Origin of the sequence: Rhizobium alarense (assembly GCF_021555155.1) — a bacterium.
Taxonomy (GTDB): Bacteria; Pseudomonadota; Alphaproteobacteria; order Rhizobiales; family Rhizobiaceae; genus Rhizobium_D; species Rhizobium_D alarense.
The window spans coordinates 1-20876 of the sequence record NZ_JAKGBU010000092.1; the positions used below are offsets into that span (position 1 = coordinate 1).

At 67.5% G+C, this 20876-nt stretch carries 24 protein-coding genes and 3 pseudogenes; 20 read left to right on the forward strand and 7 right to left on the reverse strand.

Annotated elements, in window-relative coordinates:
- From LXM94_RS21820 to LXM94_RS21840, 4 genes and pseudogenes are all read right to left on the reverse strand, one after another.
- Positions 1-467 (reverse strand): annotated as a pseudogene (locus tag LXM94_RS21820) (DUF2336 domain-containing protein); the annotation flags it as partial.
- Between the two features lie 774 nt (positions 468-1241).
- On the reverse strand, positions 1242-1802 hold the full coding sequence (locus tag LXM94_RS21830; RefSeq protein WP_235773587.1) for a DUF1254 domain-containing protein: 561 nt from the start codon (positions 1800-1802) through the stop codon (positions 1242-1244).
- Complete coding sequence (locus tag LXM94_RS21835; RefSeq protein ID WP_235773588.1) at positions 1795-2385, reverse strand: DUF1214 domain-containing protein; 591 nt, start codon at positions 2383-2385, stop codon at positions 1795-1797. The genes LXM94_RS21830 and LXM94_RS21835 overlap by 8 nt, the downstream gene beginning before the upstream one ends.
- Before the next feature lie 31 nt (positions 2386-2416).
- Entirely contained in the window at positions 2417-4588 is a 2172-nt protein-coding gene (locus LXM94_RS21840; RefSeq protein ID WP_235773589.1) for a transglycosylase domain-containing protein, read from the reverse strand.
- A gap of 227 nt (positions 4589-4815) precedes the next feature.
- Between LXM94_RS21840 and LXM94_RS21845 the strand changes: the two genes are divergently transcribed.
- Positions 4816-5319: a YcgN family cysteine cluster protein gene (locus tag LXM94_RS21845; RefSeq protein ID WP_235773608.1), complete on the forward strand. Its 504-nt coding sequence runs from the start codon at positions 4816-4818 to the stop codon at positions 5317-5319.
- 118 nt (positions 5320-5437) lie between these two features.
- Positions 5438-6199: a hypothetical protein gene (locus LXM94_RS21850; protein WP_235773590.1), complete on the forward strand. Its 762-nt coding sequence runs from the start codon at positions 5438-5440 to the stop codon at positions 6197-6199.
- A 264-nt stretch (positions 6200-6463) separates the two neighbouring features.
- Here the strand turns inward: LXM94_RS21850 and LXM94_RS21855 are convergent, their stop codons facing one another.
- Together LXM94_RS21855 and LXM94_RS21860 are read right to left on the reverse strand one after the other, a co-directional pair.
- A complete protein-coding gene (locus LXM94_RS21855) occupies positions 6464-6958 on the reverse strand; it encodes a nucleoside deaminase (RefSeq protein ID WP_235773609.1) in 495 nt (164 codons plus the stop codon).
- A 276-nt stretch (positions 6959-7234) separates the two neighbouring features.
- Complete coding sequence (locus LXM94_RS21860; protein ID WP_235773591.1) at positions 7235-7573, reverse strand: MmcQ/YjbR family DNA-binding protein; 339 nt, start codon at positions 7571-7573, stop codon at positions 7235-7237.
- A 156-nt stretch (positions 7574-7729) separates the two neighbouring features.
- Between LXM94_RS21860 and LXM94_RS21865 the strand changes: the two genes are divergently transcribed.
- A complete protein-coding gene (locus tag LXM94_RS21865) occupies positions 7730-8455 on the forward strand; it encodes a hypothetical protein (protein ID WP_235773592.1) in 726 nt (241 codons plus the stop codon).
- A 234-nt stretch (positions 8456-8689) separates the two neighbouring features.
- Here the strand turns inward: LXM94_RS21865 and LXM94_RS26370 are convergent.
- Positions 8690-8832 (reverse strand): annotated as a pseudogene (locus tag LXM94_RS26370) (transposase); the annotation flags it as partial.
- A gap of 266 nt (positions 8833-9098) precedes the next feature.
- Between LXM94_RS26370 and LXM94_RS21875 the strand changes: the two are divergent.
- The 17 genes and pseudogenes from LXM94_RS21875 to LXM94_RS21955 all read left to right on the forward strand — a co-directional run bounded on the left by LXM94_RS21875 (position 9099) and on the right by LXM94_RS21955 (position 20799).
- Entirely contained in the window at positions 9099-9674 is a 576-nt protein-coding gene (locus tag LXM94_RS21875) for a hypothetical protein (RefSeq protein ID WP_235773593.1), read from the forward strand.
- An 808-nt stretch (positions 9675-10482) separates the two neighbouring features.
- Positions 10483-11697 carry a DNA-packaging protein gene (locus LXM94_RS21880; RefSeq protein ID WP_408015682.1) on the forward strand — a complete coding sequence of 405 codons (1215 nt, stop codon included), beginning with the start codon at positions 10483-10485 and terminating at the stop codon, positions 11695-11697.
- A 281-nt stretch (positions 11698-11978) separates the two neighbouring features.
- Positions 11979-12536, forward strand: coding sequence for a response regulator (locus LXM94_RS21885; RefSeq protein ID WP_235773594.1), 558 nt, complete (start codon positions 11979-11981; stop codon positions 12534-12536).
- Between the two features lie 15 nt (positions 12537-12551).
- Complete coding sequence (locus LXM94_RS21890) at positions 12552-12770, forward strand: GNAT family N-acetyltransferase (protein WP_235773595.1); 219 nt, start codon at positions 12552-12554, stop codon at positions 12768-12770.
- 81 nt (positions 12771-12851) lie between these two features.
- Positions 12852-13997 (forward strand): phage portal protein, encoded by a 1146-nt coding sequence (locus tag LXM94_RS21895; RefSeq protein WP_235773596.1) that lies wholly within the window; start codon positions 12852-12854, stop codon positions 13995-13997.
- A 293-nt stretch (positions 13998-14290) separates the two neighbouring features.
- Complete coding sequence (locus LXM94_RS21900; RefSeq protein ID WP_235773597.1) at positions 14291-14605, forward strand: DUF6107 family protein; 315 nt, start codon at positions 14291-14293, stop codon at positions 14603-14605.
- Positions 14606-14793: 188 nt separating this feature from the next.
- Positions 14794-15351 carry an HK97 family phage prohead protease gene (locus LXM94_RS21905; RefSeq protein ID WP_235773598.1) on the forward strand — a complete coding sequence of 186 codons (558 nt, stop codon included), beginning with the start codon at positions 14794-14796 and terminating at the stop codon, positions 15349-15351.
- 14 nt (positions 15352-15365) lie between these two features.
- The gene (locus LXM94_RS21910) at positions 15366-16613 is read left to right on the forward strand and encodes a phage major capsid protein (RefSeq protein WP_235773599.1); all 1248 of its coding nucleotides are present in this window, start codon (positions 15366-15368) and stop codon (positions 16611-16613) included.
- Between the two features lie 252 nt (positions 16614-16865).
- Positions 16866-17435: a head-tail connector protein gene (locus LXM94_RS21915; RefSeq protein ID WP_235773600.1), complete on the forward strand. Its 570-nt coding sequence runs from the start codon at positions 16866-16868 to the stop codon at positions 17433-17435.
- Positions 17435-17770 (forward strand): phage head closure protein, encoded by a 336-nt coding sequence (locus tag LXM94_RS21920; RefSeq protein ID WP_235773601.1) that lies wholly within the window; start codon positions 17435-17437, stop codon positions 17768-17770. The genes LXM94_RS21915 and LXM94_RS21920 overlap by 1 nt, the downstream gene beginning before the upstream one ends.
- Positions 17767-18165, forward strand: coding sequence for a DUF3168 domain-containing protein (locus tag LXM94_RS21925; protein WP_235773602.1), 399 nt, complete (start codon positions 17767-17769; stop codon positions 18163-18165). The genes LXM94_RS21920 and LXM94_RS21925 overlap by 4 nt, the downstream gene beginning before the upstream one ends.
- Positions 18166-18317: 152 nt before the next feature.
- On the forward strand, positions 18318-18593 hold the full coding sequence (locus LXM94_RS21930; RefSeq protein WP_235773603.1) for a type II toxin-antitoxin system TacA family antitoxin: 276 nt from the start codon (positions 18318-18320) through the stop codon (positions 18591-18593).
- Positions 18594-19106 carry a GNAT family N-acetyltransferase gene (locus tag LXM94_RS21935; protein WP_235773604.1) on the forward strand — a complete coding sequence of 171 codons (513 nt, stop codon included), beginning with the start codon at positions 18594-18596 and terminating at the stop codon, positions 19104-19106.
- An 84-nt stretch (positions 19107-19190) separates the two neighbouring features.
- Positions 19191-19598: a phage major tail protein, TP901-1 family gene (locus tag LXM94_RS21940; RefSeq protein WP_235773605.1), complete on the forward strand. Its 408-nt coding sequence runs from the start codon at positions 19191-19193 to the stop codon at positions 19596-19598.
- Complete coding sequence (locus tag LXM94_RS21945; protein ID WP_235773606.1) at positions 19598-19951, forward strand: gene transfer agent family protein; 354 nt, start codon at positions 19598-19600, stop codon at positions 19949-19951. Before LXM94_RS21940 ends, LXM94_RS21945 begins: the two co-directional genes overlap by 1 nt.
- A gap of 47 nt (positions 19952-19998) precedes the next feature.
- Positions 19999-20184 (forward strand): annotated as a pseudogene (locus LXM94_RS21950) (rcc01693 family protein); the annotation flags it as partial.
- Positions 20185-20265: 81 nt separating this feature from the next.
- Positions 20266-20799 carry a phage tail tape measure protein gene (locus LXM94_RS21955; protein ID WP_235773607.1) on the forward strand — a complete coding sequence of 178 codons (534 nt, stop codon included), beginning with the start codon at positions 20266-20268 and terminating at the stop codon, positions 20797-20799.
- The last annotated feature ends 77 nt before the right edge of the window (positions 20800-20876 follow it).

A 20876-nucleotide genomic window follows, 5' to 3' on the forward strand; every position in this document is an offset into this window, starting at 1 on the left:
GCCTCCTCGGCCGCCTCGGCGTTGCGCGCGGCTTCGGCGGGCCGGCGGCTCCTGGCGCTGCGGTGGTGACCGACAAGCGCCTCGACGAGCCGCGGCGAAAGGTCGTCGCGCAGCGCGACGGCGCGCGCATGGTCCGGCGAGGCGTCGGCGAGGATCGCAAGCAGCGTCTCGTCGGAAAGGACGCGCGAACCGGTGATGAGGATGGCGGCAACGCCGATCGGCTGACGCGCGAGGAAACGCGCGGTGGGCTCCGGAATGGCGCGGCATCGCGAAAGCGCCGCGACGGCCTGCCGGCGGGCCTCTTCGCTGGAGGCGAGGTAGAGCGGTTCGAAGAGTTCGGCGAACTGCCGGAGGTCGGAGTGACCGGGGCGGGCAAGGCTTTCGAAGCTCGACACCGTCGCCATCAGGACGATGTCCTTCTGCCGCCCGGACTGCGGTCTTTCCAGTTCGCGAAACCTGTCGGCCACGACGCACCCACTCGTACTCGTTACGGCGCAAGGCCTGCGCCGCCCGCTGTCCCCGTGCGCCGCAGGTCCGGGTCGGTGAGACTCCGGCCGTTCAACCCCATGATTGTAAACAATTAGAGGAAAAGCGTTAGCAAGATGTTAACCGTAACGTCACTAGGGTTCGCGAGGTGGGGGAGGCTCGGAAATTCCGAAAGCCGTGTTATGCTTCCACCATGCGAAAGGTGCCGGCCGGAGGGCGGGCGCCTTTGCACCAGGGAAAGGTGCAATGGTCCGGATGCCGGACGGCGACGGCGAGATATTTTTCCGCACGCGGGAAACCTTCGCCGGCAGGGTGCCGTTTCAGGCCCGGGTGCGGTGACGAGAAATCAGTCGATCTCACGCCGCGACCGGGTGACGGAGCCGGTAGCACCGGCCCGCTTTGCGGGCAGGGTGAAATTATTTGAAGACTTCATCCGTCTCGATTCTCATTGATGGAGGCGAGAATGGCAGACGTGGTACGCATACAGGAACGATTGGCGCGATTGCCCCGGCGACCGCGCAGCCCGCAGGAACGCCCGGCAGACGTGCTTCTGTTCACCGGCGTTCGCTACGAGCGGCTGACGCCGGCGATGGTCGCGGGCAAGGGTCGCGGTCCCAAGGCGGCTCCGGCCGGCGACGGCGCTCGCCGGAACTGAGGGACGGCGAAAGCCGTTGCCCCGCATGCCGGCCCGCCGGCGTGTGGAGGATAGCCCCGACGACGGAATCGGTGCGCAGAACGCGCGTGCCGCCGCGTTGTCAGTCCGTCGATGTCTCCCGCGGCTCGCAGGCGGCCGAGGACAGGAAGGCCCTTGCAGCGTCCTCCGTGCTTGCCGCAGGCACCAGGGTGCGCAGCACCACATAACCGTCGCTGCTTCCCGCCATCTCCACCAGGATCGATTGCGACAGGTCGTCCGGCTGCGCCTTGCGGATGGCGTTGAGCTGCACCGGCGTCGCGACGACCACGTCCAGCACGCCGCCGACGGACGTGCGGTCGTTCATGCTGAAGACCTCGTTGGACCCGGCGTCGAAGACCGCCAGCGACCAGAAGGTCACCTCGCCTTCGGCGATGAGCCGCAGCGCATTTTCCTCCAGCGAAAAGGCGCAGACGGCGGTGCGCAGCGCCGGATTGTCGTTCGTCGGCAGATCGGTCGCGGGGTCGGTCGAGGTGACGGGGAAGAAGCGGTGCAGCTCGCCGAAGGCCTGCACGCGCGTATAGGCGTCGCGGCCGGTGAACTGCGGCAGGACGAGGATCGTCAGCACATGCAGGATCGCCGCGCCGGCAAGCCCGACCGCCAGCGCGTAGAGAAGGCTACGCATCCGCACACTCCCGGCGCTCGAGCGCCGGCATGTCGAGCTCGAGCACGCCGGAACTGCCGGCGGTCGGCGTGTCGAGCAGCGTGAGGACGAGGCGGAAACGGCCGCCCGCCTCGGGCAGCGCCAGCCAGTTCCCCGGCATGGCGGCCCGGCCGACATGGATCACGAAGCGGTTGTCGGCCTCGCGGAGCACCGACCAGGAGGTGAGCACCGCGGGACGGTTCGCCTCCGGTTTCAGCGGCATGCCGTCGCGACCTTCGGCATGCAGCGTCCAGAAGCGCGCGGGCGGCGTGTTGCCGACGAGATCGTAGGCGCAGGCGGCCGTGAGCGTGCGCAGCGCGGCATCCGTCTCGGTGCGGAAGACGAGGCCTTCGGCGCTGCCGAAAAGCAGCGCGCCGTCGCGGGCGCGGTGGGCCTTCGCATAGGGATCGGCATCCGCCGTCTGGGCGTTCGGGAAGGCGACCCAGCTGCCGAGCGCGATCGCGCCGAAGCCGACGGTCGCGCGCAACGCAAAGAGCGTCGACGCCGTGCCGAAGCCGAAGGCGACGGCAAGCGAAAGAGCGACGAGGAGCGGAATGCGGAACAACGGAACCTGCCGGCTGGAATCAGAACGCGCTTCACTGTTCCCGTTTTGCGGGCGGACCGTCAAGCGCGGCCACCCGCCCGTCGGCATCGATAGGCTTGGCCTCGTTGAACCGCCTGCCGATCGCCTTCAGCAGCCTGGTGACGTCGGAGGACAGCGAACGCGGCCGTACGAGGGCCGGAAGGGCGTTCTCGTCGGCGGGCGCCGCGGCGGCGGTCTGCGTCTCGGAGCCGGCCGCCGGCAGCGGGTTCTCGATCGCCGGAATGGCCCTGAGCTCGATGCCCTGGTGCGCATAGTCCATCAGACGCTTGAAGGTCATGCCGGGCAGCGAGCCGCCGGTCATGTTGTTCGTCGAGGTGTAGTCGTCGTTGCCGAACCAGACGGCGGTCGTATAGTTGCCGGTGAAGCCGATATACCAGGCGTCGCGGTAGGCCTGCGTCGTGCCGGTCTTGCCGCCCGACACGATGCCGCCCTCGAGTGCTGCGCGCCGTGCCGTGCCGCTGACCGGGATCGTCACGAGGATGCGGTTCATCGACGCCATGGCCTGTTCGCTCAGCACCTGCTTCGCCGGCGGTTCGTCGCGGCCGAAGTCGTAGAGGATGTCGCCGTCGTAGTTCATGATCTGGCTGATGCCGTGGCGGCGCGAGGAGAAGCCGCCGGCCGGGAAGACGCCATAGGCGGTCGCCTGGTCGAGCACGGTCACCTCCGAGGTGCCGAGCGGCATGGTCTTGTCGGTGCGGATCGGCGTCTCGACGCCCATCAGCTTCGCCATCTCGGCGATGCGCTCGGTGCCGAGCGTTTCCTTGGCGAGGCGGACCGGCACGGTGTTGATCGACTTGGCGAGCGCCGTCATCAGCGTGACGCGGCCGGCATAGCTGCGGCCGTAGTTCTGCGGCGACCAGCCGCGCCAGGTGATCGGCGCGTCGGAGATGACGGTCTCCGGCGTCATGCCGGACTCCATCGCGGCGGAATAGGTATAGACCTTGAAGGACGAGCCCGGCTGGCGCAGCGCCCTGGTCGCACGGTTGAACTGGCTCTCGCCGTAGTCGCGTCCGCCGACCATGGCGCGCACGGCGCCGCCGTTTTCCATCATGACCAGCGCGCCCTGCCGGACGCGGAAACTCTCGCCATACTGGCGCAGGCCCGTCTCGACCGCCTCCTCGGCGGCCGCCTGCAGGCCGAGATCGATCGTCGTGCGCACGATCAGCGAGTGCTGCGCGAAGGGCCGCGCGATGCGCTGCACCTCCTCGAAGGCCCAGTCGAGGAAGAAATCCGGCGCCGTCTGCTCGTTGCGGTCGATGACGGTGGCGGGATTGCGCCGCGCCGCGATCACCTGGCCCTCGGTCATCAGCCCGCCCTGGACGAGGTTGCTCAGCACCTCGTTGGCGCGCGCGCGCGCCGCCGGCAGGTTGACATGCGGCGCATAGCGGGCCGGGGCCTTGAAGAGGCCGGCGAGCATGGCGGATTCGGCGAGATTGACGTCGGTGATGTCCTTGCCGAAATAGAACTGCGCGGCCGCCGCCGCGCCGAAGGTGCCGCCGCCCATATAGGCGCGGTCGAGATAGAGGCGGAGGATCTCCTTCTTCGTCAGGTTCGCCTCGAGCCAGAGCGCGAGGAAAGCCTCCTTGATCTTGCGCTCGATGGTGCGCTCGTTGGTGAGGAACAGGTTCTTGGCGAGCTGCTGGGTCAGCGTCGAGCCGCCCTGCACGACACCGCCGGCGCGGGCATTCTCGTTCATGGCGCGGGCAAGGCCGAGGAAATCGATGCCGAAATGCTCGAAGAAGCGCCGGTCCTCCGTGGCGAGCACCGCCTTGATGAGGTGGTCCGGCAATTCGTCGATCGGCACGGTGTCCTCGTGGATGATGCCGCGGTGGCCGATCTCGTTGCCGTAGCGGTCGAGGAAGGTGACGGCGAAGTCGCTCTGGGCCCGCCAGTTGCCCTTCGTCTCCTCGAAGGCCGGCAGCGCCAGCGCGAGCAGCAGCACGAAGCCGGCCGTGCCGAGATTCATGCCCTCGCCGGCGATCTCGAAGAGTGCCTTCTTCCAGCCCCGCGCGCGGAAGCGGCGGGAGAAGATGGTGATCTCCTCCCAGATCTCGGCGGCGCGGAAGCCGGCATTCCACACCGTCGAATCGATCCAGGAATCGATGCGCAGCAGGATATGGCGCTTGCGGCGCGGCCTGGTGTCCGGGTTGAATGGGTCCTGCACGTTTCCTGCCCGTCCGGTCTTATGGTTTGTTTCTGAACTTTGCCCGACCGTATCCTAGACAATACCAGCGAAATGCTTCGGACAAAACAAGGTTGATGACGGGGCGACGCGGCACCCGGCGGATTTATTCGCGCAGGCCCGGATTTCCACGCCGCGCTTGACCTTTCGCCGCGTCGGGATAGAGGTCGGTCATGGCGATAGAACGAACAGGCGGCACCGCCGCCCCGATGCGGCCCTCGAAGACCGCGGACGAGACCGGGGCCGCCGAGCCGCTGCCCTTCTGGAAGACCAAGACGCTCCGCGAGATGACGGACGGCGAGTGGGAGAGCCTGTGCGACGGCTGCGGGCTCTGTTGCCTCAACAAGCTGGAGGACTGGGAGACCGGCGAGATCGCCTGGACCTCGATCCGCTGCCAGCTTCTCGACGGCGAGAGCTGTCGCTGCTCCGACTACGAGAACCGCCAGGCGACGGTGCCGGACTGCATCCGGCTGACGGTGGAAACGGTCGACGAGATCACCTGGCTGCCGCCGACCTGCGGCTACCGGCTCGTGCGCGACGGCCAAGACCTCTACTGGTGGCACCCGCTCGTCTCGGGCGATCCGGCGACGGTGCACCAGGCCGGCATTTCCGCGCGCGGCCGCACGGTGAGCGAGACGGGGATCGACGTGGAGGACTACGAGGACTACCTCGTGACCTGGCCGCTGGAAGTAGATCCGGCGGGCGGCCGCTGAAAAAGGCCAATCACCAAATCGCCCGATTGGAGAAACATTTTGTTATTGCCCCGACACAACCGGGACACTTAGCCCGCTTATCTTGATCTTCGAGAGGGATATCTCACGGAGACAGAAAATGACATCGAGGAACACACCCTTCAACCGCATTCTGCGCCCGACGCTCGTTCCGGCGCTCGCCCTTGCACTTGCCCTGCCGCTCGCGGCCGGCGTCTCGGCCCCGGCCGGCGCGCGTGACGGCGGCGAGGACGGGCCGCGCATCGAGCGGCGCCACGACGGCGACCGCGGCGACCGCCACGGCCCGCGCGACCGCATGGACGGCGACCGCATGGGCCCGCACCGCATGGGCCGCTTCCACCGTCCGCCGCTTGCCGAAATGGTGGCGATGAAGCTCGCCGCGGCCGAACAGGCGGCCGGCATCAAGACGGCGCAGCTCGACGCCTGGCGCACCTTCTCGGCGGCGCTCGTCGATTTCGTGACCATGGGCCGGCCCGGCATGGGCGATCCGGGCATGGGCGATCCGGACATGGGCGATCTGAAGATGGGCGATCCGAAGATGGGGCCGCCCGGCGCCGGCCAGGATGACGAGGCCGCCGCCCCCGACGCGGCCGAGGCTGTTCCCGACGGCGCCGCCGAGGCGACGCCGCCCGCCGGCGACGAGGCCCGCATGCCGGGCGACGGCCGGCGCCGCGACCGCTCGGCCTTCGACATGCTCGACCGCATGATCGCCCGCAGCGAGGCGCGCGCCGAAAAGGCGGCGGCGCTGAAGACCGCGCTCGCCGATCTCGAGGCGGTGCTGGAACCTGCGCAGCGCGAGAAACTCGACACGCTGATGCTGCCCGGCCGCCCGTTCCGCGACGGTCCCGGCCCGCGCCGCTGACCCTGAACCACGTCGCGCCTCGTGGGCCGGGGCGCGCGCAAAACCCTGTCCGGCCACCCCCCCCGCAGGTCGCCGGCCGCAACCCGGCCGGCGCTACGGCCGGACTACGGCCGGACAAGGCCCCGCAAGGGGATCGCTGTGCCGGGCCGGCGCCCCCGACCCTCAGTCGGCCCGGCACAGGCGAGGCGGGCGCTTCTCGGCCTCTCCTTCCGAGGCGAAAGCGGGCATTGTCGGCTGCCGTCGCCCCGTGCCGCCGAAGGGCCGTCAACGGAAAGACCAGTATTCCTCGTGAAGTTTCGCCGCCTCGTCCGCAAGCAGGGGGCCGACGACTTCCGTCGGGCGCTGACCGGCGGCGAACACGATGCGGCAGGGGAGATCAAGCGTCGGATTTTCCTGGTTGTCGCCGATCTGTTGTTTCATCTCTGTCTCGGACAGGCCGAACACGACGCGCCCTATGCCGGCCCAGTAGATCGCGCCCGAGCACATGGCGCATGGCTCCGCGGATGTGTACATCGTGCATCCCGCGAGAAAATCCAGATCATAGGCTTTGCCGGCGCGCGTGGCGAGAAGCCGTTCCGCGTGGGCCGTGCGGTCGCCGCCTTCCGAACTGTAGCCATTGCGCTGTTCCAGCAGAACATTGCCGTCACGGTCGGCGAGAATTGAACCGAATGGGTGATCCCCGCCTTCGCGCGAACGCCGCGCCACGTCGAAGGCCTCGCGCAAAAGCGATTCATCATAGGGCCGTCTGGTGCCTGCCATTGTGTGGACTCCTGGACACGTCGAGTTCATTCCCCATCAATGCTGCCCGGCTACGGAGCGGTAACTCGGTTTCCCGCCGGATAGAAAGGTGCCGGCGTCCCGGCGCCGGTCGTCCGGCATTCCCGCGATGGCGGCGAAATGAGGCCGATCCTGATCCTTTTTGACTTTGCCGGCAAGACCGGTCGACGGTGCGGGCTTGCCGGCGAACGACGGGGGTCGGCGGCAGTCGGGCCGCGACCGGATCGCGGTGATGTGCATGCTTTCGCGCGCCAGGTTTCAGTGCCGCGCGGAACCGCCGTCCCTGAGCGTCCTCGGCGCCACGTTGCGCCAGGCGATCTCGACGATATGGCCGACCGTGGCGCGCTCGGCGCCGTCGAAATAGAGCGACGTCCAGCCCTTGGCGCCCCAGCCGCCGGGAACGGCGGCGGCGAGGCCGGGCTCGGTTTCGAGCAGCATCGCCTGCTGGTCCGGCGTCAGCTTGCAGACGGCGCGGCCCGGCTCCGGCAGCGTCAGGAAAATCCGGCTTCCCACCCGGAAATCCCGCTTTCCGAAGTGCGAATCCTGCCGCGCCCCCGGCATGCCGAGCGCCATGTCTGCGAGATCCTCCGAGGTCATGACGAAAGGATACCATGGGGCGGGGGGCGAGGGAAGGAAGGGGGAAGATGGGAAAAAAATCTCGATACTATACTTTGCGTACCCACTGAAAGGTTGCTACACTATGGCCATTCGTTTGGTGTCCCTTCTAGGGGCGTGTTGGTGGGCCAAAGGCTCGTGAGATTTCTTTATCTAGACGACGCGGGAACCTCCCGCCATGAGACGCATGCTGTTGTTGCCGGCGTCTTAGTCCATGCTGATGGGCAACTAATCCCTCTTGAGATGAAATTGCAGGAGTTGGTGAACAAGCACATACCCGTCGAAATGCAAGATGGGTTCGCCTTCCACATGACCAATATTTGGAGTGGAACGGGGGCGTTCAAAGACCGTCAGACTTGGCCGATTGAACGGCGTGTGGCCATTATGAAGGACTTGTGCTTAGTCCCAAGCGATCTAACACTCACCATCGTTCAGGGGTGCGTCAAGAAGGAAGCCCAGCGTTTGGCATATCCTGGTATGTCGGCATCTGATCTTGATCAGCTTCACCATGCGACTGCTTTTGCTAGATGCGAACTGGCGGCAGAGTCACTTATGCGGCAGAGATTTCCCACAGAAGTGCTCCAAATCGTCGCTGAGGATAGCCCTATTGTCAAAAAGCGCATCAGCGATAATCATGCCTTGTTTTCGGATAGCGCGGCGCTGCAAAAGATCGGAATCGACAGGCCCGACACAGCGTATCGTCACGTCAAGAACGACGTCCTTTTTAGCGGAAAGCGAAGCAGGGCGCTTCAGGTCGCGGATGTTTGCGCCTTCTTTTTGCGCGCCCAGTTGGCAGGTATGAAGAAAGTGGATGAGTACTATTCAAAACTCTCGCCGATGATGGCTTTTGACCTGTATGGCTGAACTGAGCGCCTTGTTAAATGTATCTCTCTCCTCAGCTATGCCTAGATCGCGAGAGGCTTAATTGAATCACTATGACTGTTCTTTCTGACTAAGTTTCTTCGCCTTTTGCCTATTGTATTGTATTTTCTTTTTTTGACGATGCCATAGTTTTTTTACAGCGCACTAGTCGTTTCATAGATCAGGCGCTTGCCGACTACCCCGTCAAGGATCATGCCGGCGCGGGCTTCGTCGTTTACGGGTGCTTTCGTCCTTCATGGCGCTGATGCGTTCGAACCCGCTGCAATGCGGGCAAACCGGGCCATTCGGCCAACACGCGCTTCAACAAAGCGATATGCAGCGGCGTCATCGTGAAAATGGCAGTCTGACAGAATGGACATTGCAGTAACTCCTTATGCCGATTGTATAACACGGCAATTGGCGCGCGCAAAGCACAATTCTAGGAAAAAAATCCTTGACGGCGTGACGGTTGTCTGCTAGGGTTGTGGCATGGTCGGAAAGGTGCGGGCGGGGAGCTCGCGGGCTCTTTGGAGCAGGATGGCGGTCCCCGCCCGGTTCCGGCAGGCAGTTTGGTTTTTCGAGGCGCTCGTTCCGTTCGGACCGGGCGCTTTTTCGTTTCCGGAATCGTGGGACAGGAGCGGCGCGCATGGATGCGGAAGAGCAGATCGACCCGCGGCTTTTCGGCTTCGCGCCCGGGGTGCCGGACTATGACGGTTTTCGCCGGGAGCGGCGCTGGAGCGCGGATCTTGTGCCGGCGGCGCCGGCGACGGTGCTTCTCGACGTGAAGCAGCAGGCGGCCGACGATCCGGTGGCCGAGATGCGGGCCATGCTGGCGGAGATGACGAAGGAGCTGCGCGAGCGGTTCCAGCGCCTGCAGGGCCAGCGGCAGGAGGCGGAGGCGCTTGCCGGCGACCTGCCGGACGAGACGCTGCGCAAGGCCGCGCAGGCCGAGGCCAAGCTGGCGATCGAGGCGATCTCGCTCATCGTGCGCACGCTGGAGAAGATCGACAGCCTGCAGCGCACGCTGATCGCCGCCGAGCGCGAGGCAGGCGAGCGGCAGGCGGAGCCGGTCGACATCGATGCGCTTGCGGCGGAATTCGAGACGATGATCGAGGAGAAGGCGATTGCACGGTTCGAGCGATGGAAGCGGGACTGCGGACTGGCTGACGAGGGCCGCGCGGGGTCCGCGGCTGGAACCGGAGAGGGTGAGAACGGCCCGTGAGAGCCGGCGTGCGGCAGACGCCGTCGCGAGATGGCTGCGGAAAGCGACCCGCAAGGGGGCGGCCCGCACCACGCTTGCCACGGCGGATGCCGGCGCGTCGGTGCGGGCGACCCTCGACGGGGCCGGGAGAGTGCTCGACGACGGCCTCGGCAGGTTGAGGCGGGTCGCCGAAGGGATGCCCGGCTTGCGTCCGGCCGTCGCGGACGACGGTGGACCATCGGTGTCCGTCGCCGGCCTGCCTGCCGGCGGCGATGCCGCGACGCGGCGCGACGAACACGCCGGCGCCCCGGAACCGGCGGGCCGGCGCGATGGCGCGGCGACCGGCGACGGACGGGCAAGAGGCGGGCCGATGGCCGATGCGCAGGCGACGGACGAGATGGCTCGGCGCACGCCTCCGGTGATGCCGGCGGCGGACAAGACGGAAGGCTGCGACGGACCGGGCCGCGGTGGCGGCACGGCGAAGACCGATGGCAACCCGGCGATGGCCGGGATGGGCGTGGTCGGCGGGGCGGATGGCCTGGATGCGGCCGACGACGGAAACGGACCGGGCGGCTCTGTCGCGCCGGCGACCGGAGGCGGCGTTCCGGCGGCGCCCGATGCGGCGGCCAGCGGCGCGCAATGGCAGGCGCCGGTCAGTGTCGTGGACGACCGGGCCGGCGGACCGGCGGCACAGGCGGAATGCGCAGGAGAACCGGAGACAGGTGGCGGTGATGCCGGCGCAACAGCGGACGGCGGCCGGGATGGGTCCGGGGCGGGCGCTGACGGCGGCTGCCGCCCGGTCTTCGGGCGCCTGTTGTCCGGGCCTGCCATCGCGCGGCTGCGCACCGACTGGCGGATGGCCGCGCGTGATGCGCAGAGGGCGCCGGACGGCGACTGGCGCACCTGGCTGCTGATGGGCGGGCGCGGCTCGGGCAAGACGCGGGCCGGGGCGGAATGGGTGCAGGCGACGGCCTGCGCGACGCCGGATCTCCGGATCGCGCTGGTGGCCGAGACGCTGGGTGACGCGCGCGAGGTGATGATCGACGGCGTGTCGGGCATCTGCCGCATCGCGCGGGAAAACCGGCCCGATTTCGAGGCCTCGCGCCGGCGGCTCGTCTGGCCGAACGGCACGATCGCGCAGATCTTCTCCTCGGAGGACCCGGAGAGCCTGCGCGGGCCGCAGTTCCATCTTTCCTGGTGCGACGAGCTCGGCAAATGGAAACATGCCCAGGAGACCTGGGACATGCTGCAGTTCGGGCTCCGGCTGGGCGAAAGACCGCGCGTGCTGGTGACGACGACGCCGCGGCCGGTGCCGCTGGTGAAGGCCCTGGCGGCCGATCCGGCCACCGCGCTCAGGCGCATCCGCACGGCGGAGAACCAAAAGCATCTCTCCGCGGGCTTCATCGCGGCGATGCGCGAGCGCTACGGCGGCACGCGGCTCGGGCGGCAGGAACTCGACGGCGAGCTGATCGCCGACCGCGAGGACGGCCTGTGGAGCCGGGCACGGCTGGAGGCGCTGCGCATCCGGCTTGCCGGGCCGATGAACCGCATCGTCGTGGCGGTCGACCCGCCGGCGACGGCATCCGCCGCCTCGGTCTGCGGCATCGTCGTCGCGGGACTGGACGCGGCCGGCCGGGCGGTGGTGCTCGCCGACTGCTCGGTGTCGGGCGCCTCGCCCGCCGGCTGGGCGGGCGCCGTCGCCAGGGCCTTCCGCCGCTTCGACGCCGACCGGGTGGTCGCCGAGGTGAACCAGGGCGGCGACATGGTGGCGGCGACGCTGAGGAGCATCGACGCCAACCTGCCGGTGACGACGGTGCGGGCGACCCGCGGAAAATACCTGCGGGCCGAGCCGGTGGCGGCGCTCTACGAACAGGGGCGCGTGGCGCATGCCGGGGCGTTTCCCGAGCTCGAGGACCAGATGTGCGACTTCGGCCCGGACGGGCTTTCCGCCGGCCGCTCGCCGGACCGGCTCGACGCGCTCGTCTGGGCGCTGACGGCGCTGGCGCTGGAGCGCCGCGGCGAACCGCGGGTGCGGGGGATTTGAGGTTTGTTCTCCCCGGTGGGGGACGAGGATAGCGAATAGCAAATAGTGGGATGTCGGCGGCGTTGCTGTTCACCTGCTGCTGATGCTGCCGGTTTGCCGGAGGCAGGCGCCGCATCTTTTTCCTCATGGCCAATCGACCACGGCGGCGGCAGGCTCCATTCGCTATTCGCTATCCGCTGCTGCGGCGACGTTTTGCCCGTTCGGGAGGCTCGTCCCTGGTCTGGCCGGGGGCGGGGCGACTGCTGTAGAGTTTCGTGCGCCGGTTTCTTTCGGAGGCTTCGATGGCAGGCTACTTCGGCACGGAAACGCAGCAGCGCCTGCAGGCGTGCGCCGAGGCGAGCGCGGATTTCATCGCGACGACGCCGGGCGCCTGTCAGGTCGGACGCATGATGGGCAGCGACGACGTGGACAGGCTCGGATGGGAACGGATCGACGCCTTTCTCGAGCGGGACGGCGTCTTCGGCTTTCGGCTCATCGCGACAGAAAAGATCGACGACCTGCGGCGGGCGCTTGCAAGGCGCGGCTACCGCTTCGATTGCTGGAATGTCTTCGTCGCCGATCGGGCATCGGCCGAGACCGCGTCGCGACGGCTGATGCAAAAGCTTCCGGACGGACTGACCGAGCTCGACATGCCGAAAGACGCCGAGGGCGGGGACGTCCGCCGCATCCAGGCGCTGATGAACAGCACCGGCATCGTACCGTTTTCCGGGTCCATGCTGAGCGGCGGCGCGGGCCAGACAACGACCGTCGCGCTCGGCGACGAGCAGGGCAATGTCGTTGCCGCGGCGCACGGCTACCTTCCGCACAATGCCCACAGCCGCTACCACCGCTATGCCTGAGGCGGCCTGGTCGCGGTGGCAAAGGAGCGGCGCGGCATCGGTCTTGGCACGGCCATCAACGCGCGGATGATCGGCCGCGTGTTCCGCGACCTCGACGCGACGCATGTCTACGAGCTGATTTCGGAAACCAACCTGCCGTCGCGGCGGATGGCCGAGGCGTGCGGGCTTCGCCTCGAGCCGGCGCTCACCTGCGGCGCCGCGATGCCGGATGGCGGCGAGCGCTTCACCCGGTAGCGGCAGATCGAACCGTCCGGCGCACGGTGTCTGTGCGTGACAGGCAGGGCTGTCGCCGGCTGCGAACACGAGGACCATCCCATGAAATTTCCGTATTTTCTGCCCTGGCGGCGCGCCGGGGGGCTCCCGGCTGCCGAGACGAAGGCGACGGGCTTCATCACGCTGACGGCGGAGGGGCGGGCGCACTGGTCGAGCCGCACCTATGCCGCGCTTTCGCGCGAGGGCTACATGAAGAACCCGGTGGCGCACCGGGCGGTGCGCATGATCGCGGAGGCCGCCGCCTCGGTCCCCTGGCTGCTCTATGACGGCGACGAGGAGCGGGCGGACGACCCGCTGCTCCTGCTGCTCGCCCGGCCGAACGGGCGCATGGCGGGCGTGGAGTTCCTCGAGGCGCTCTACGGGCACCTGCTGCTTTCGGGCAATGCCTTCGTCGAGGGCGTGCGGATCGGCGGGAGCGTGCGCGAACTGCACCTGCTGAGGCCCGACCGGATGCGGGTGATCGAGGGACGGGACGGGTGGCCGGAGGCCCATGAATACCGGGTCGGGGCGCATCTGCGGCGCTACCCGGCGGGCGACGGCGGGCTTTTGCATCTCAGAACCTTCCACCCGCTCGACGACCATATGGGTTTTGCGGCGCTGGAGGCGGCGAGCGTGGCGCTCGACCTCTCCAACGCGGCGGCGCACTGGAACAAGGCGCTGCTCGACAATTCGGCGCGGCCTTCCGGCGCACTCGTCTACCAGCCGAAGGAGGGCGGCAATCTTTCGCCCGACCAGTACGACCGGCTGAAGGCGGAACTGGAGGAGGGCTATTCCGGGCCGGCACGCGCCGGGCGGCCGATGCTGCTCGAAGGCGGGCTCGACTGGAAGGCGATGGGGCTTTCGCCGCGCGAGATGGATTTCATGGAGGCGAAGAACGGCGCGGCGCGCGACATCGCGCTCGCCTTCGGCGTGCCGCCCATGCTGATCGGCATTCCGGGCGACGCGACCTATGCCAACTACCAGGAAGCGAACCGCGCCTTCTGGCGGCTGACGGTGCTGCCGCTGATCTCCCGCACCGCCTCGGCGCTGTCCGGCTGGTTCTCGGAGGGGCGCGAGAGCGCGGTGCGGCTGGCACCCGACCTCGACCAGGTGGCGGGGCTTTCCGTGGAACGCGGCGAACTTTGGGCGCGGGTGGGGGCGGCCGGGTTCCTCAGCGAGGAGGAGAAGCGGCGGGCTGTGGGATATTAAGCGGGTGTCGCCTGGCAAGAAGGAAGACCCTCCCCACAAGGGGGAGGGAGCCGGTTGGCGCATGACGGCCGCTAGTAAAATTGAAATTAATCAATCGCTTGCGCGGAAATTCGGAATCAGAATTGCGCCCGGTTGATTCAGCAGGTCAGCGCATTGAATCGATATGAGAAGCCGTCGGCGCAACCGATTCAAAAGACTCGGCAAATCTTTCGGCTGACTCTGCGTGAGCCGTTCGTCGGGCATCGGCGCGGGCGGCGCGATCGAATTTCAGAATAACCTGAAAGGCTTAAGAAATGGCTGACTTCGGAAACGAGGGCGGGCTGTGGGTGGCGCGCGTGCTGGGCGCATCGGCGGGCTCGATGGTATCGCTCGTCTACATGCTGCCGAAGAGCCGCCACGAGGCGGCCTCGCGCTTCCTGACGGGGCTCGTCTGCGGGCTGATCTTCGGCGGGCCGGCGGGCATGTGGATCGTCACGCGCGCCGGCATTCCCGATACGCTCTCCGGCACGGAAATCCTGCTCGCCGGCTCCGCCGCCGCCAGCGTCTCGGCCTGGTGGGCGCAGGGGGTGCTGGCGCGGGTGGCAGAGAGGATGGGCAAGAGGCAGTAGGCAGTTGGGGACGCTTCCGATGCTGGCGCCGGCCCTGCAGGTTTCGCCGTCCGTGCATCGTTTGGCTCGACCGCCGCCGGTGCATTGCGCGTTGTTTCGCCTCTCTGACTTATCGCTACTGCCTACTGCCTGCTGCCTACTGCCTACTGCCTATTGCCTTCCCCTTTTCCCAACATCGGAGTGACCCCATGACAACCGACGACCTTCCGGTCTGGCGGACGAAGAAATATGCCGACCTGACGCTTGCGGGCGTGACGGCACAGGGGCGGTTCTCGGGTTATGCGAGCCTGTTCGGCGAGGTGGACCTCGGCAAGGACGCGATCGCGCCCGGCGCCTTCGCCAAGTCGCTCGCCAAGCGCGGGCCGGCCGGCGTGCGCATGCTCTTCCAGCACGACCCGGCCGAGCCGCTCGGCCGCTGGCGCACCATCCGCGAGGATGAGCGCGGGCTCTTCGTCGAGGGCCTGCTGTCGCCCGGCGTCGCCCGCGCCCGCGAGGTGCTGAACCTGATGAAGGCGGGTGCGCTCGACGGGCTGTCGATCGGCTTCCAGACCGTGACGTCCCGCACCGACCGGGTGACCGGCGTGCGGCGCATCCTGGAGGCCGACCTCTGGGAAATCTCGATCGTGACCTTCCCGATGCTGCCGTCGGCGAGGGTGTCGAACGTCAAGAATGCGCGGTGGTTCCGCGACAAGGAGACCGAGCTCGTCCGCACCATGCGGCGGGCGGCGCGGATGATGCAGCTCTAGCCAAGGACAACGAGATGAACGTGGACAAAACCCCTGCGGCGCCCGAGATCAAGGCGGTGCCGGAGACGATGACGGCCGCCTTCGACGATTTCATGGAGGCCTTCGAGGCCTTCAAGGAGACAAACGACCGGCGGCTCGGCGAGATCGAGCAGAAGCTTTCGGCCGACGTCGTCACCCGCGACAAGGTCGACCGGATCAACCGGGCGATGGACGAACAGAAGCGGGTGATCGACCAGATCGCGCTGAAGAAGGCGCGGCCGGCGCTCGGCGGCGGCGGCACGATCGAGGCGGCCGAGCACAAGGCGGCCTTCGAGACCTATATCCGCCGCGGCGACGATACGGGCCTGCGCGACCTGGAGGCGAAGGCGATGTCCGTCGGCTCGGCCGCGGACGGCGGCTATCTGGTGCCTGACCAGACGGACACGGAAATCGGTCGCAGGCTCTCGGTGGTCTCTCCGATCCGCGCGCTGTCGACCGTTCGCCAGGTGTCCGGCGCGGTGCTGAAGAAGCCCTTCGCCACGGCCGGCATGGCCGCCGGCTGGGTGGCCGAGACGGCGGCACGGCCGCAGACGACCACGCCGCAGCTTGCCGAACTCTCCTTCCCGACCATGGAGCTCTACGCCATGCCGGCGGCGACGGCGGCGCTCCTCGACGACGCGGCGGTCGATATCGAGGGCTGGATCGCCTCCGAGATCGACATCGTGTTCGCCGAGCAGGAGGGGACGGCCTTCGTCTCCGGCGACGGCACGAACAAGCCGAAGGGTTTTCTTGCCTATCCGACGGCCGCCGAGGCGGGCTGGAGCTGGGGCAATCTCGGCTATGTCGCGACCGGCGTCGACGGCGGCTTCGCGGCGTCCGGCCCGTCCGACACGCTGATCGAGACGATCTATGCGCTGAAGGCCGGCCACCGGCAGAACGCCAGCTTCGTCATGAACCGCAAGACGCAGGGCGCGATCCGCAAGTTCAAGGACGCCGACGGCAACTATCTCTGGCTGCCGCCGGCCGGTCCCGGCCAGGCGGCCTCGCTGATGGGCTTCCCCATCGCCGAGGCGGAGGACATGCCGGACGTGGCGGCCGACAGCCTGTCGATCGCCTTCGGTGACTTCCGCTCGGGCTATCTCGTCGTCGACCGCACGGGCGTCCGGGTGCTGCGCGATCCCTATTCGGCCAAGCCCTATGTGCTCTTCTACACGACGAAGCGCGTCGGCGGCGGCGTGCAGAACTTCGAGGCGATCAAGCTCGTCAAGTTCGCCGGCGCCTGACCGGAAGTCCGGCCCGTCGGAAATCGGCACCGCCGGCGGGAACAGAAGGTGCCGTCGCTTCGTTTCCTTCGCTGTTTGTTCCGAGGGGACTTGCGGTACGGATTCGGACGATCAAGCGTCGCGCCGGCGGATCAACCCCGCCGCCGGCGCGATGGCGGACGCGGTTTTCCTCCCGCCGCGTCCGCCCCTCCTTTTACCTTCTACCTTCCACGATCAGGACCGTTGGCGGGCGCGCCGCCCGAAGGATGACCCATGACCATTGCCGAACTGATGCCGCCCGCGGCCGAGCCGATCGCGCTTGCCGCGGCGAAGGCGCATCTGCGCCTCGACACGAGCGACGAGGACGAACTCGTGAGCGATCTCCTGCGCAGCGCGCGGACGCACCTGGAGCGGGAAACCGGACTGGCGCTGATTTCCCGCTCCTTCCGGCTCTATCTCGACCGATGGCCCGACGGCCGGGTGATTCAGATTGCCAGAGGGCCGGTGCAAACAATTGAAAACGTGACGGTTTACGACGGCAACGGGATGCCGCTCGATGTTGCCCTCACGGGCTTCGTGCTGGACGGAACGGCGCGGCCGGCCCGGCTCGTGCTCGCGGACCGGCCGGCGCCGGGACAGGCGGCAAACGGCATCGAGATCGACTTTACCGCCGGCTTCGGCGACAGCGGGGTCGACGTGCCGGACACGCTGAAGCGGGCGATGTTGATCCATGTCGCGCTGATGTTCGAACTGCGCGGCGCGGTCGACCGCGGCGAGCAGCCGGCGGGGGTGCCCGCCGGCTACGACCGGCTGGTGGCGCCCTGGCGTCTGCGGAGGCTCTGATGGCCACACGTCACATCGATCCCGGCGCCTTCACGGCGCGGCTCGTGCTGGAACGGCGCGACGAGGCCGGCGACGGGCAGGGCGGTGCGGACATCGCCTTCACGGCCGTCGCGAGCCTCTGGGCGCGCATCGACCCCCTTGGCGCGGCGCAGGCCGAAGCGGCGGGAGCGGAACGGCAGGCAGTGACGCACCGCGTCTGGCTGCGCCACCGCGCCGGGGTCGAGCCCGGCATGCGGCTGCGCAAGGGCGGGCGTATCCTGACGATCCAAACGGTTCACGATCCCGACGAGACGGGACGCTACCTCGTCTGCGACTGCACGGAGGACGGCCAATGAGTGCGGCCTCCGCCCTGCAGGCGGCGATTTTCACACGGCTTTCCGGCGATGCGACGCTGGCGTCGCTTGTCGGCGCCGACGGTATCACCGACCGGCTGCTGGCGAAGCCGAAGCTGCCGCTCGTCGTGCTGCGCGCGATCGACAGCACGGATTTTTCGACCGCCAGCGAGCCGGGCGAGGAGCACCGGGTGACGATCGAGGTGTGGTCGCAGGCGGCGGGCAACCGCGAGGCGCAGGCGATCGCTGCCCGCCTCGGCGCGCTGCTTCACGACGCGGCACTGACGCTCGACGGCGTCCATCTGGTCAGCCTTCTCCACCGCTCGACAGCCCAGCGCCGCGACGGGAAGACACGCTACCACCGCGCCGAACTGCTGTTCCGGGCGGTGACGGAGTGAATTAAACAGCCACGCTAATGCCAGCAGCTTGACATCAAAATTTAACGGCTCTGTATTTACAATGTCCCTACGAATGATTAGGTAGCGTGATGCGTCATGGTAGGGAACGTTAGCGAAACGCGGGCGTTTCCTATGCCATAGGAGTTAATGTTATGTCCGCCGTCAAGAAAAATGAAACCATCAATCTTCGCATGGATGCGAAGACGCGCGATGTCATAAGCCGTGCGGCCGAAATTTGTGGTAAATCATTGACGTCGTTCATGACGGAGGCTGCGTATTTTTCGGCGCAAAAAGAGTTGCTCGATCAACGTTTTGTCGGCGTCGATGCCAAGGTGTTCGATGCAGTCGAAGACATGTTGGCCGAGCCCGCCCGTGTAAACGACCGGCTGGTCGATCTCTTCAAGAGCAATCGAGAATGGATCGACTAAGTGTCGATATTCCGCAAGCCAACACCACTTGCGGTGAGCCATCGCGTTGATGAGTTTGACAGCGGGAAACCCGCGCTGGATGCCTTTCTCAAAGATCTTGCGCTGTACAATCAGGAGCAAGGCTACACGCGAACGTTCGTGATTGCCGATGCACAATATCGTGTTGCTGGCTATCATTCCCTGTGCGCAGGTATGATCAATCGCGAGAATGCACCTCGTCACGTCAAAGGGCAGCGGGCGCCGGGAGAGATTCCGGTCGCCTTGCTCGCCCGGCTTGCCGTGGACAAACAATACCAAGGCCAGGGCCTGGGTGCAGCTTTGTTCAAGAATGCCATGCTTTCCGTAATCTCAACGGCCCAGATCGTCGCCTTTCGCGCCGTCATGGTCCATGCGCTCGATGACGAGGCCGAACGGTTCTATCTGAAATACGGCTTTCGGTCGGCGAAGGGGCTCGAACGGACCCTGCTGCTGCCGGCGAAGGACATAGCGGCGGCGCTTGCTGCCGCGACCTGACGCGGCGCCCGCATCAAGCGATCAAACAATCTGTCTCACGCGGCGCCTTCGGGCGCCGTTTCTGTTTTCACGAAGGAGAAGGCGATGGTGGCGCAGAAGGGCAAGGACCTGCTCTTGAAGGTGGAAAGCGGTGGATCTTATGGGACCGTCGCGGGGCTCCGCACGAAGCGGCTGTCGTTCAACGCGCAACTCGTCGACGTGACGGATGCGGAATCGGCGGGACGCTGGCGGGAGCTGATCGGCGGGGCGGGCGTGCAGCGCGCGTCGCTTTCGGGAAGCGGCATCTTCAAGGATGCGGCCTCGGACGCGACCGTGCGGTCGGCCTTCTTCGGCGGCACGATCCTCGAGTGCCAGATCATCATCCCGGATTTCGGCACGGTGAGCGGGCCGTTCCAGATCGCGGCGCTCGAATACCAGGGCGCGCATGACGGCGAGGTGCGGTTCGAGCTGTCGCTGGAATCGGCCGGCGCGCTTGCCTTCGGGGTGCTCTGATGGGCGGGGGGACCGGAAAGGGCGGCCGGGCCAATCGCCGGCGCGGCGAGATCGAGGCGCCGCTCGACGGCGAGCGGCGCATCCTCTGCCTGACGCTCGGCGCGCTCGCCGAGCTGGAGACGGCCTTTGCGGTCGACGACCTCGCCTCGCTCGGCGCGCGGTTTTCCGCCGGGCGGCTCGGCGCGGCGGACCTCATCCGCATCCTCGGCGCGGGCCTGCGCGGCGGCGGCAACCTCGTTTCCGACGAAGAGGTCGCGGAGATGACGGCGGAGGACGGGATTGCCGGCTTCGCCCGCATCGTCGCGGACCTCCTCTCGGCGACCTTCGCGCCGGAGGGCGCGCAAAACCCTTAGATGCCGCATCGGGCGCGGCGACCGGGACGGCGGCGTTCCCCTGGAACGCGGCGCTTGATGCCGGGCTCTGCCGGATGCGGCTTTCTCCGCACGATTTCTGGGCGATGACGCCGCGCGAGCTGTTCGCGGTGCTTGGCGGTCTTGCGGTGCCCCGCACGGGGCCGGACCGTGCCTCGCTCTCGGCGCTGATCGCGGCCTATCCCGACGCCGGGACCTGCGCGCCGGAAGCATGAAACACGAGCCGGAACAGGGGCTTGGCCGATCCATGTGAATCAGGCCCGCAGCTGCCTGCGGTGACTTGAAAGGACGAGGCGATGGCGACGGACGAGACGGATCTTGCGGCGACGGCGGACACGGCGGCGCAGCTGCGCGACGTGTTCGACGACCTGGAGGCGCGCTCGCGCTCCTTCGGCGCGGCACTCGGTTCGGCGCTGAAATCGGCGACGGTGGACGGGCGGGGGCTGGAGGACGTGCTGCGGGGGCTTGCGACCCGCATCAGCGACATCGCGCTGTCGGCCGGATTGAAGCCCCTCGAAAGCCTGCTCGCCTCCGGCGTTTCGGGCCTCGTCGGCGGCGTGACGCCCTTTGCGAAGGGCGGCGTCGTCGCCGCGCCCACCTATTTCGCCAACGGGCCGGGGCTCGGGCTGATGGGCGAGGCCGGTGCGGAAGCGATCCTGCCGCTGAAGCGCGGCCCGGACGGTTCGCTCGGCGTCGCGGCCGGCGACGGCGGCGGCACGCGCATCGTCTTCAACGTCACGGCGAGCGACACCCGGAGCTTCCAGCGCTCGGAAGGGCAGATCGCGGCGATGCTGACGCGTGCCGTCGGGCGCGGGCAGCGGGGCATCTAAAGCGTATCGCGTCTATCCGGAGCCATTCTGCCGGAGCAGGTTTTCGTCTTGGCAGAGGCGATTGGCGAAGGGCATAC